Source organism: Bacteroidota bacterium (genome assembly GCA_005882315.1).
Lineage (GTDB): Bacteria > Bacteroidota > Bacteroidia > Chitinophagales > Chitinophagaceae > VBAR01.
On the sequence record VBAR01000003.1, the window covers coordinates 610,045 to 622,334 of the forward strand.

At 39.0% G+C, this 12,290-nt stretch carries 8 protein-coding genes; 3 read left to right on the forward strand and 5 right to left on the reverse strand.

The window, feature by feature from the left end:
• Positions 1-207: 207 nt before the first annotated feature.
• Positions 208-591: a BlaI/MecI/CopY family transcriptional regulator gene (locus E6H07_16125; GenBank protein ID TMI62928.1), complete on the forward strand. Its 384-nt coding sequence runs from the start codon at positions 208-210 to the stop codon at positions 589-591.
• Positions 592-594: 3 nt separating this feature from the next.
• A complete protein-coding gene (locus E6H07_16130; protein ID TMI62929.1) occupies positions 595-2,268 on the forward strand; it encodes a M56 family metallopeptidase in 1,674 nt (557 codons plus the stop codon).
• 3 nt (positions 2,269-2,271) lie between these two features.
• Here the strand turns inward: E6H07_16130 and E6H07_16135 are convergent, their stop codons facing one another.
• From E6H07_16135 to E6H07_16155, 5 genes are all read right to left on the reverse strand, one after another.
• Positions 2,272-3,303 (reverse strand): type IX secretion system membrane protein PorP/SprF, encoded by a 1,032-nt coding sequence (locus tag E6H07_16135; protein TMI62930.1) that lies wholly within the window; start codon positions 3,301-3,303, stop codon positions 2,272-2,274.
• 5 nt (positions 3,304-3,308) lie between these two features.
• Positions 3,309-8,414: a PKD domain-containing protein gene (locus E6H07_16140; protein TMI62931.1), complete on the reverse strand. Its 5,106-nt coding sequence runs from the start codon at positions 8,412-8,414 to the stop codon at positions 3,309-3,311.
• A 774-nt stretch (positions 8,415-9,188) separates the two neighbouring features.
• Complete coding sequence (locus tag E6H07_16145) at positions 9,189-9,596, reverse strand: heavy-metal-associated domain-containing protein (GenBank protein TMI62932.1); 408 nt, start codon at positions 9,594-9,596, stop codon at positions 9,189-9,191.
• 23 nt (positions 9,597-9,619) lie between these two features.
• Entirely contained in the window at positions 9,620-10,252 is a 633-nt protein-coding gene (locus tag E6H07_16150) for an orotate phosphoribosyltransferase (protein TMI62933.1), read from the reverse strand.
• A gap of 54 nt (positions 10,253-10,306) precedes the next feature.
• On the reverse strand, positions 10,307-11,230 hold the full coding sequence (locus tag E6H07_16155; protein TMI62934.1) for a TIM barrel protein: 924 nt from the start codon (positions 11,228-11,230) through the stop codon (positions 10,307-10,309).
• A gap of 94 nt (positions 11,231-11,324) precedes the next feature.
• Between E6H07_16155 and E6H07_16160 the strand changes: the two genes are divergently transcribed.
• Positions 11,325-12,278: a formylglycine-generating enzyme family protein gene (locus E6H07_16160; protein TMI62935.1), complete on the forward strand. Its 954-nt coding sequence runs from the start codon at positions 11,325-11,327 to the stop codon at positions 12,276-12,278.
• Positions 12,279-12,290: the final 12 nt, after the last annotated feature.

A 12,290-nucleotide genomic window follows, 5' to 3' on the forward strand; every position in this document is an offset into this window, starting at 1 on the left:
GTATGGTTGGAGTTGTAGCTCCAATAACATTTTTCTTTTTTGCCTGTATCATAAAAATCATTTAGAGAAGTAAAAATAAAATGGCAAGAATTGTTTTCAGTGTCCGGTTTTGATACAATATACACTATGTTAAAAAACGTTAAAAGAAAAAGTTTTTGATTGTAATACGAATTTAATCGTATATTCGTGGGGTAAAACCCGTATTATATGTCTTCTACTAAATTTTTAAAACCAACAGAAAGCGAACTGGAAATATTGCAGGTGCTTTGGAGAAACAATATTGCCACCGTTCGTGAAGTGCATGAAGAGTTATCGAAAACAAAAGATGTGGGTTACACTACTACCCTTAAGCTGATGCAGATCATGAATGAGAAAGGTTTAGTGAAAAGAGATGAAAGTACCCGTACCCATGTATATCAAAGTGCAGTGAACCGTGAGAATACACAAAAGCATATGCTGAATAGAATGATCGATTCGCTTTTCGGCGGGTCTTCAACGCAGCTTGTGCTACAGGCTTTGGGTGAAAACAAAGCAACACCTGAGGAATTAGAAAAAATTCAAAACCTTTTGAACAATATAAAAAGAAGCTAAGGCATGCCTTTTATCAGCCAATCTAACTTTCTGCAGGCACTCGGCTGGGCTGTGGTAAACAGTCTCTGGCAGATGGCTTTGCTCTGGCTGATCTATAAATTCTTTATTACAATTGCTAAACCTGGCAGTGCTTTAAAATCCAAATCAGCATTTATTGTTTTACTCACTGGTACTGCATGGTCTGTTTTTAGTTTTATAAAAGCATTTATCTCTCCTTCAACTGAAACACTATTTACCTGGAATAATATCAGCTATTCATTAAATGATACGCTGACCTCAATTCTTCCTTTTGCATCTATCTTATATCTTTTATTGCTGGCGATACCTGTAGTTCGTTTTATAATCAGCCTGCGGCAGGTAATGCATCTCAGAACAAAAAAGATCAAAAAGATAGAAATAGAATGGCGTTTGTTTGTGAAAAAGATGTCAGCCTATCTTGATATCCGTAAACCAGTACAGGTATGGATATCAGAAACTATCAGCACTCCTGTAACTGTAGGATTTCTGAAGCCTGTAATATTGGTACCGCTTGCTGCAGTGAACCAACTGAATACTCAACAAATGGAAGCAGTATTGTTGCATGAACTGGCCCATATCAAACGTTACGATTACTTAGTAAATATTATTACTGTTATCATTAAAACCATTTTTTACTTCAATCCATTTACCCGCAACCTTGCCAATGTAATAGAAGAGGAAAGAGAAAAAAGCTGTGATGAATGGGTGTTGCAATACCAGTATGATGCCTATGCTTATTCAACAGCACTTCTTGCATTGGAACAAATGAAAAGGCATTCACTTCAATTAGCATTGGCTGCAGCATCTAACAGGGAGCTTTTGCTGGAACGTGTAAAGAAAATAATGGGTATCCCCTCCTCTCCTGTTTATTCTGTAAAAAATAACTTGAAATGGATCTCAGGTCTTGTTGGTTCCGCATTGATATTTATGCTGCTATTCACTAACTCATTTTCTGAAAAGCAATCTACTCTGAAAAATGAAAATTCTTTAGCTTATGCTTTTGAGAATTCATCTGCTAACCCTGAATTGGATCTGAGTTTTATCAACCGGAAACAAAAAACCTCATCTCCCCATTCAGTAAGAACGATAAATGGCAAAATAAACGACGAAGAAGCAAAAGGAAATTATTTACCTGCTGAAGAAATGAACAGATACTTTACGCAGGCAAACTTTATGGAAGCTGAAGGCACACCGGTGCTTGATGAAAAAGATGAAGAGCAGGTAAAAGAAGCGATGGATGCATCGAAGAAAATTATAAAAGAGGTTAAGCTAAACGAATTAGAAGCATTCGCTGCCGATGCCCTTACAACAAAGGAAAAACAAGGGCTTAAACTCTATTACGAAGAAGAACTTGACAAAGTGAACTGGGATAAGATGGAAGAGAAATTACGGACATCTTACAACAAGATAGACTGGCCACAGGTAAATCAAAAGATCGGTGTTGAGTTGAAAAAAATAAGACTTGATAGTTTTATCACTGTATATAATGTTGCTCTCAGCAATATAAAGATCGCAAAGCAGGAGTTACAGGATCAACATCTAAAAGGAATTCCTGATTCTCATATTACAATTTGCGCATTGGATTCGGCCAGGAAAGTGATGGAAGAATCATTAAATCAATTGAAAGCAGTAAAAGAGAAGAAGATCATCAAACTCTAATTGTCACCACAAACACCTGGGACATTTTTCACTGTATTTATTACCGATAATAAAACCAATGACCAATTCATGTGTGCCATTGCTGTAAGTATCTATTTCAGTTTTCGTAAAATCATAAGCGTAACCCACATTGAAAGTATTACCAACATTTAATCCTGCCATCGCTGCATATCCATCAAACTGGCGATAGCTGCCACCCAACCACATTAGATCACGGTACTGCATCTTCAGGTTGATCTCAGCCTGGTAATTATTTTTAAAGGCGCCATTTATATACTTGACCATTATTGAAGGAACTGCATTTACATCAGGCCCCATCAGGAAACGATAACCAGCCGTAAAGAATGTATGAGGTATCAACTTTCCTGTTGTCTGCATAGTAGCATCATCGACAAATGCAAGCTTCTGTGGTATTATCTGCTGTGCTGATAAGCCAATAAAATAATTGGACGAATACAACCAGAGACCAAATCCAATATCTGGTTTAATTTTCCCTATTTCGCTGTTTGCATTCCCAATAGCAGGGTCTGATGCACCATTGCCAAAATCCGCTTTGCTTGCATCAAAAGTTATATTCGTAATGCCAGCTGAAAAGCCAGCCGATAAATTCGTTTTAGGACTTAAGCCTAAATGATACGCATAGGTTGCATAACTGGTAAAGCGGTTAAAATTCCCGGTCTTATCATTTACAATAGTTAGTCCAACCCCATGATGCGGCGCAGCAGCTTCATAAGTTTCCCAATATGCCTGGCCCCGTGGATTTACACCCGGTATATCATATGAAGTAGCATTTGTTCTCAGATCTTTTTTACCCAAAGCCGTATGCACAGTCATATAAGCTGTTTGCGGCGCACCACTAAAACCTACCCATTGATCCCTGCCGCTTATTTTTAGATCGGTATAGTTTTCAATTCCGCTTAATGCAGGATTTAAAATATAATTATTGAGAATGTATTGGGTATAATGTGGACGCTGTTGTGCAACCGCAGCACAAACAGAATTTAAAAGCAACAATATGAGCAATACTTTTTTCATTTTCACTAACGAATTATATCAACGTAACCTGTAAGTGGTTTACGCCCATTTTTAGGATTAATAATATAATAGTATGTACCGACAGGTGCATCTCTTCCATTTATCTTGCCATCCCAAGGTACAGGATAATTAACTGTATGATAAACCAGTTGTCCGTAACGATTATAAACATCGATCACACATCCAGGATAAGATTCAAGAAACGTGATATCCCATTTATCATGTGTGCCATCGCCATTGGGTGAAAACGCATTCGGCACAACAGGTGCTTTTAATACTTTCACAAATACATCATCGGTATCAAAACATCCCTGGTCTGTTGTTACTTTCAATGTATAAGTAATATCATCCAATGGATTTTGAACAATTGCGTTTGCAATATTTGCACTGCTTAGATAAGTTGTCGGCGTCCATGTATAACTTACCTGCATACCTGTAAACAGTGTAGGCGTCAATGTAACCACTCCTCCTTCCAATACAAACTTATCAGGTCCTGCATTTGCATTTGGTGAAGGATTCACAGTTATAGTTTGAGTAGCCGAATTAACGCAGGTATTGGTCCCAGTATAAGTATAAGTAATTGTATGCGGCCCCGGACCAGCGGCAGCAGGATCAAAAGAGCCACCAGAAGTAACACCTGTACCAGTGAAAACACCTGTACCTGGTAAACCGTTGGTAATTGTTGCCTGTGATATATTGAAAGAAGGAAGATTGTCACAAATTGCATTCACCGGATTAAACACAACTGTTGGTGTAGCGAGAACAGTTATTGTTTTTGTTGTTGTGTTTACACAATTAATTCCCGAATACACCACGTACCTTACTGTATATGTCTTTGTAAACGGTGTACCAAACTCCGGATAAGTATGCGTGTAGGTAGCACCGGAAACAGGATTGCTAGCAGTTGTTTTTATTGTTGGGTCGTTTGCAAAGTCCCAATAGATCTCAACCTTGATGAGATTTCCAAAATCAACCGTTGAGCCATCTGTTATAGTTACTGTTTTATTACTGCATAATATATTCGGATTACTTACGGCAAATCCTGCAACTGGAATTGAACCATTTACTGTAAAGGTTTGTGCTATGGTGTCTTTACATCCAGCGGCAGATGTGGAAACGAGGGTAGCAGTGTATACACCTACTACTGTATAACGATGTGAAGGGTTTTGAACTGTTGATGTATTAGGATTGCCTGCATTTGCATTAGGATCACCAAAGTTCCAATCCCAGCCTGTAATACTTCCTGCTGCTATACTACTTGTGTCAAGGAACGGAGCAAATGGATCGGTCAAACAAATCTCTGGAGCAACAAAGCCAGCTTTAGGCCGGTTATTGATCACAACATCTCTCATTAATACCGTGCTCACACAACCTTTATTTGTTTCTACCTGCAAGGTTGTAGGGTAAGTGCCTGCATTAGCATAAGTATGAGTAAATGGAGTTCCTGTTGTCAGTATAGATGTACTGCCATCTCCAAAATTCCATCTCCAGGTTGTAAGTACCCCTGCATTAGCATTTGATATATCTGTAAATGTAATGCCCCTTGTTTGACATAATGGAGCACTGGTATTATACGCAGGTATCGGCAGAGGATTTACAATAACAGTTCTTGTTGCGATCAATGCAACAGTTTGACATCCTTTATCTGTTCCTACTTTTAATGTTACAGTATATGAACCCGCAGCAGCATAAGTATGAGAAGGGTTTTGAACTGTTGATGTATTACCATCTCCAAAATCCCATTGCCATGAATTAACAGTTGCATTTGCCGCTGTACTCTGATCTGTGAATGATATTGAATTACCCAGGCAAACTTCAGGTAATGAGTTGAAGGCCGCTTGCGGCTCTGCGTAAACAGTATTAACCACTCTCACAGAATTATCAATACATCCATTGTTGGAAGTAGCAATTAATGTAACCGTGAAAGGTCCTGTTCCGGAATAATTATGTAATGGATTGGTTTGAGTGGATGTGTTGCCATCTCCAAAATTCCATGTATAAGTTATCTGTGCCCCTGTGCCATCACTGATCGTTGTAGTATTTACAAACTGTGCAGCGCCAACAGGCAAACAAATATTCGGAAAATTAAATGCTGCAACCGGTTTAGGGTTTACTGTAACTGATCTTGAACTTTGGTTGCTGCAACCTTTATCCGTAGTCACAGTTAAGTTCACCATATGTGGCCCCGCAATTACAGGCACATAAACAATGGATGCGTTATTACCACCAGCAGGAACAGTATTAACAGTCCATGAATATTGATTGATAACTCCTCCATTTGAAACAGATGTAGAATTCAGGCTCAGGTTTCCAAATTGACAAACCGGTGTTCCATTTGTAAAATTCACTGTTGGTAATGGTAACACAGTTATAATCTTTATCATTGTATCCGATCGGCAGCCTACGGCTGAATTGATCCACAGTTTTACTATATAATTACCGGGGCCTGCATAAGTATGGGTTGGGTTTTGCAATGTTGATGTGGATGCATCACCAAAATCCCAGAACCATTGAGTAACCGAACTTCCCGGGGCTGTACTTGCATTCGTGAAATCTGAAGTACCGCCAATACAACTTTCAATACTGTCAACAGTAAAGGAGGCTGTAGGTCTTGCAAAAATTGTATTTAAAATTCTTACAGAATCATCAGCGCATCCGTTATTAGAAATAGCAGTTAACGTAACTGTAAATGGCCCTGTTCCGGAATAATTATGTAATGGGTTGGGCTGAGTAGATGTATTACCATCTCCAAAATCCCAGTTATAAGTTAGTTGAGAGCCTGTACCATCGCTTATAACAGATGTATTGGTAAACTGAGCAGCGCCAACAGGTAAACAAATACCAGGGAAATTAAAACCAGCTACCGGGTTCACATTTATTACTACGGGCAATGAAAACAGCTGGCTTTGACAACCCGAACTAGTAACAACTCTTAATGTAACATTATAACTTCCTGCTGTTAGATAAGTATGTGCCTGGGGATTTCCATTAGTAGCATTTGCTGTATTGCCATCACCAAAATCCCAAAGCCATTGAGATAATACTCCTCCTGGCGGCACTGTAGAGGCATTGGTAAACGTAATCAATTTACCTACACATTTAGGCGCAGCTACTGTAAATCCTGCCACTGGTGGATTACTTATAGAAATTGGTTTCGAAACTGTATCAGATATACAACCAACATCAGTTATGATGGTATGTTTTACATTATATGTGCCTGCTGCGGAAAATGTATGTATCGGGTTTTGCAAAGTGCTTATAGCTCCCGCATCTGCAAAATCCCACCAATAGTTAGTGATCGGTCTGCTCTGTGTATTCAATGCACTATCACGGAATAGAACAGGATTTGTCAAACATCCATCTGTTGTGAAAGCAAATTCAGCTGTCGGATTTTCGAATACCTGCAGATCAAAATCTATTTCCTGCTGATTACCGCATCCATCGGGTGTTGGATTGGTGGCAACGATGCGAACAGGATAAGTACCTACAGTATTAATTGTATATGGAGTTGGTAATTTATATCGGTATAAAGTTTTGCCCGACACTACCCATGAAGAATCAAACATAGGACTGGGTATTGATACATTCGGAAACAACCCATTAAACTGCCAGATCAAACTTGTTGGCTGATACGGAAACACCATTGATAAAAAGAATGGCGAACTTTTGCATGCAGTAGGAAAACTTACAGTAGCATGCTGGTTCTGTACAGTGATGAACTGAAACAAATCTTTAATATTTGTACCAGCATTATAACCATATGATTCTGTAGGGCCATATCCGTATGCAATAGCATTAAAGCCGGAATCGGATTGTAAAGTATGCTGACCCGCAGTAACACCCTGTTTTAAATAAGAATATCCTGGTAACTGTGGATGTGGTTGTATTGTAACCGGCGAGACCGGCACTCCATCCAACCTCAAAGATGAAATTGCAGTACCTGTATTTGGAATGATCGCATTTATATAGTGTTGATTGATAGCAAAATTCGGAGTCGCATTCCACAATACTTTATTGATGTTTTGTTCTATCGGGCTTAAATAAATTACTTCAGGATCACCCTGGCCACTATTATTACAAGCACCCTGCGATGTTAGGTATTGAGCAACTGTTATAGGTTTATCAGCTTCAATGTAATTAGGTGATGATGTCGGACCTGCCTGGTAATAAAAATTATTAACCAGTCCGGTTAGGATACTCCCGTTTAATCTCACAACGGTTGTTGGATCCGAAACACAAACTCTGAAAAAATTATTAGGAGATGAGCCGCCTGTAGGGGCTGTTAAAAACCGCTTACCCCATGCAGTTTTTGGGAAAGCCTGAACCATATAATTGTCCGAAGAACTCGATGCGCCATTACAAGTAAGACTTATTCTCCCACTCCCAGAGAATACACCTATCCGCTTACAACCATTACCCACGTCAATACTCCTGATGGATGAACCCGTAAGATCAACACCACGAAAAGGATTAGTGTTAGTCAGCAATTGCCCCATCATATTGTAGGTCTGCCCTTGGGTCAAATTTACCGTGAAAGGCACCCCGGCTGGTTTTGTCAATGTATTGGCACTTGGTGTGATTTCAACAGTTGTTGTCCCAGTATCGCAGGCCACCACATAAAACCAACAGTTGGCTTGCCCGGTATTAGAAACATTATCGTAGTTGATAGAATAATATTCTTTTCCTAAAGTATTAGTTGGAAATAAAATCGTGGCACCAGAAACACTTGAATTATAAATATGGGCATAGGCTACAATTGGTTTATCTGCTACGATATGTATTCCTTTGTTTTCCGGAAGCCCGGTTTCATTAATTAACCTTGCATCCTGAGCTCCGAATTTTGGTAAAGCCGGAGTAGTAAAAACGGTATTAGCAGGAATATTAGAAAAGGTCTGAGTATATCCGTTTCCGGGTATAGAAACAGTTACTGTCGTAACCGCCTCTGTGGAGAAGTAAAGAACCATTTCCTGAACATTATTTGCCACCATCACCTGGTGATAACCATAAGCTACCCAAAAATCTTTCCCTTTATTTGAAAAGTCCTGAGCATGGCTTTTTTGGCCAATAGTTAAACAATAAACTAGGGTACAAAGCAGAGTTAAGCGTTTCATTATGTCCAGAGTTCCTTAAAGGTTGCTCAATTTAGAAAAAGAATTCCAGAATAATAAGTACCACGTACAATTCCGGAAAACGTGTGAATGAATTGTTTAGACGAGGCAATGAAAAAAAGCTTTTATAACATGACCAGGGCATTCAACAAATAGTCTACTGATCACATCAATCATTTAGCTATTTCCTCAATCTTATTCAGTTCCCAATTATAAAATCAAGATGGTACAAAATGAAGATAAACGATATCTTTTATTCTTTTACCCATTTATTAATTATCATAACCTATTATATTTTGATTTTCAATGAATAATAAGGCCGTTATGCTACATTGGCAGTTACTAATATAATGTGGGTGCTTTATCCACTAATTGTCTAAAATATTCAAATATTAAATAGGCGCTAAGTGCATCATATAATTTGATATTGTATTAATTATGAATTAAAATTAATCTAGCAACATAAGCTGATGAAAGACAGATATTAATTTTGAATAATACTAAAAATACTAGGGCAAAGTAAAAGCCCAACATCTGAGCAATGACTGCTCAAACCACCCTATTTTTCGGGAAGTGTGATATAGAAGGTTTTCATTAATTCGTTTGTTGAGGAAAGCCGGCCTCGGATAAGATCTTGAGTTCTCCCAACCAGCCAGAGGAAACTGGTTATTTTAATCCATGCGATTCCAATCCCAAGTTTGATAGAAGAAAAAAACAGGACCGTTTTGTTGTGGGCACAAAAAAAGACAGGCTTAAACCTGTCTTTTCAAAAAAAAATTATTGTGCTGGCGTTGGCGGAGATGGCGGGGCTTTGTGAATATTTGGAGCCTTGCTAGGCCCTCCGTCCTCAGGCTTTTTGCAGGTCTTTGGAAGCCGATTATACGAGTCTTCGTTGGCCGGTACATCGTCCGCATCGTACCCGGCATTAGCGATAGCGGTCTTTATCTCCTCAATATTTATCCGGTCGGTCAGGTATTTCACTGTGGTGATTTTTGACCGCCAATTTACCTGGATCGTCATTATTCCATCATACCTGAGTAGGTAGGTTTCAATTCTCGATTTACAGGCTTCGCAGCCTACTGTCGGTGTTTTAATTTTTGCTGTGAGATTTGCTTTAACTGGCTGGGCATTGGAGATAAAAGAAATGCCCGTAACCATAAGGGTAGCGAGAAAAATTTTCTTCATTTAAAAGAATTTTTATAAAATTATCAAATTCCTTTCCAGTTGGCAGGATCACTGCTCCACTTTAACAAAACCTCCTGTAATTCTCCCGCAATTATTCCCTTTTCAATTGCTAAATCAACAAGTGTTGGATAATTGGTAAGCGGGTAAAGCTTTACTCCTGCTTTTTCGAAAGCTTGATCAGCTACATTGAAGCCATAGGTAAAAATGGAAACCATCCCGGCAATTTCAAGCCCTGATTCTTTTAAAACATCCACGACCTGGAGGCTGCTTTTGCCTGTAGAAACCAAATCTTCAATAACTACAACCTGCTGACCGGTTTCATATGACCCTTCGATCTGGTTTCCTAGCCCATGCTCCTTAGGTTTGGGACGAACGTAGATATATGGCAGCTTTAACTGATCGGCAGCCATGGCGCCCCATGCAATGCCTGCTGTGGCCACACCAGCGAGTAACTGTGCATCAGGAAATTTTTCAAAAACCACATTACATAATTCCGATTTGATGAAATCCCGAACATAGGGAAACGATAATACTTTGCGATTATCACAATAGATGGGACTTTTCCATCCACTTGCCCATGTAAAAGGGTTTTGAGGGTTTAAACGGACTGCCTGAACCTGTAAGAGTTTTTCAGCTACTGCTTTTTCATTCGTCATAGTGCGGCAAAGTAAAGGCAGGCAGGCAGCAGAGTTATTCTATTTTATCAACAATTAAAGAAAAGCATCTACTTCACGATAAGCTTTTATAAGGGCCAGTTCACCTTCAGTTCCTTTTCCTACCATACCATGTTCCATTCCCATTATTCCTTTGTAGCCTTTATCGTAAATGTGTTTGAAAAGATTTTTATAGTTTATTTCACCTGTGGTGGGCTCTTTCCTGCCAGGATTATCACCTATTTGGATATAAGCAATTTCTTCCCAGCATTTATCAATGTTTTTCATCAGATCGCCTTCATTACGCTGCATATGATAAATATCGAAGAGAATTTTACATGCCTTGCTATTTACTGCTTTGCATATCATATAGGTCTGGTCAGAGTGACGTAAAAACAGATCCGGGTTATCACTTAATGGCTCCAATACCATGGTAAGTCCGGCGGGTTCTAATATATCAGCCGCCTTTCTTAGCGAAGTGATCACATTCGCAGTTTGCATATCGAAAGATAAGCTACGGTCATAATTACCCGGCACAACTGTCATCCACTTTGCACCGCAACGTTTAGCAACATTGATAGCTTCACGGCAATCTTTCTCCATCATATCAATAAATTCTTTCTTTCCTGACGTTAATGAAATACTCCAATGCCAGTTATTGGATGTAATTACAAAAACTCCCATCTGCATACCGAGTTTTGAAAGTGTATCACCGATCTTCTGCTGCATTTCCGGAGTACGGCTCATCATTCCATTGTCTTCAATACCACGAAAGCCTTTATCATAGGCAAATTTTATCTGGTCAATAAAATCACTTCCCCCGCTGTTGCTGAACGTACCATCATGAAAAGCATAGTTCAGGTTAAATATTTTATCAGCATTTCCATCATCATTGTTATTATCTTTTGCAAACAACGAAGGAGATGTAATAGCTGCTGCGCCTGCCAATAAAGAATGTTTGATAAATCGTTTTCTTTCCATGTTAATATGATTGTGCGATAAATGTAATTCTTTTACTGAATAATCAGTTCGCCGTAACGCTTCTTTACTTAACTTTCAAGCTCTAAACTGTACGATGAAATTCCTTCTGATTGCCGCCGTATTATTTTCATTCAATCTTCTTTCTGCACAACAGCAAACCGACAGCGTATTTAAAGTTTATGAACAACCTGTACCCCGTTCAGCTTTAAAAATAAAAATGGCACCAATACCAGAAGGCAATTTTGTTTTAGGGAATAATAATGCAGCATCTCCGGATGAAAAGCCTGCACATAAAATAAATCTTTCAGCTTTCTGGATGGGCATGTATGAAATAACACATGACCAGTATGATATCTTTTTCAAAGACGAACTTACCAGCGTCAATGCTGATGTAGATGCTGTGACAAGACCCACTGCTCAGTACATCGATCTCAGTTGGGATATGGGAAGAGATGGTGGTTTTCCTGCAAACAGCATGTCGCAATTCAATGCGCTGATGTTTTGCCGCTGGCTTTATAAAACGACAGGTATTTTTTATCGTCTGCCAACAGAAGCCGAATGGGAATATGCATGCCGTGCAGGCAGTAAAGACGGATATTATTTCGGTAAGGATAGATCCGAACTTAAAGACAACGCCTGGTTTGTAGATAACAGTAATTCAAAATATCAGAAAGTAGGACAGAAAAAGCCAAATGCATGGGGATTGTATGATATGCTGGGCAATCTTACAGAATGGACACTTGATCACTACTCTGCAGACTACTATACTAAACTGAATGATGATGCTTTAAACCCCGCTGCTGAAATATTGAAATCAAAATTTCCGCATACATTGAAAGGCGGAAGCTATCTTGATAAAGCAGAAGACCTATACATTACTAAACGATGGTCATCCGATCCATCCTGGAATAAACGAGATCCGCAGATACCAAAAAGTAAATGGTGGCTTACAGATGCGGCACACGTTGGATTCAGAATTGTCCGACCTTTAGCAGCACCAACAAAAGAGGAAGCAGAAACGTTCTATAAAAAATATCTTGGAAAATAAAAATTGCAAACC

Excerpts from the sequence above, each read along its gene's own strand:
- E6H07_16125 (TMI62928.1), top strand. The coding sequence starts at position 208 with ATGTCTTCTACTAAATTTTTAAAACCAACAGAAAGCGAACTGGAAATA.
- E6H07_16130 (TMI62929.1), top strand. The coding sequence starts at position 595 with ATGCCTTTTATCAGCCAATCTAACTTTCTGCAGGCACTCGGCTGGGCT.
- E6H07_16135 (TMI62930.1), bottom strand. The coding sequence starts at position 3,303 with ATGAAAAAAGTATTGCTCATATTGTTGCTTTTAAATTCTGTTTGTGCT.
- E6H07_16140 (TMI62931.1), bottom strand. The coding sequence starts at position 8,414 with ATGAAACGCTTAACTCTGCTTTGTACCCTAGTTTATTGTTTAACTATT.
- E6H07_16145 (TMI62932.1), bottom strand. The coding sequence starts at position 9,596 with ATGAAGAAAATTTTTCTCGCTACCCTTATGGTTACGGGCATTTCTTTT.
- E6H07_16150 (TMI62933.1), bottom strand. The coding sequence starts at position 10,252 with ATGACGAATGAAAAAGCAGTAGCTGAAAAACTCTTACAGGTTCAGGCA.
- E6H07_16155 (TMI62934.1), bottom strand. The coding sequence starts at position 11,230 with ATGGAAAGAAAACGATTTATCAAACATTCTTTATTGGCAGGCGCAGCA.
- E6H07_16160 (TMI62935.1), top strand. The coding sequence starts at position 11,325 with ATGAAATTCCTTCTGATTGCCGCCGTATTATTTTCATTCAATCTTCTT.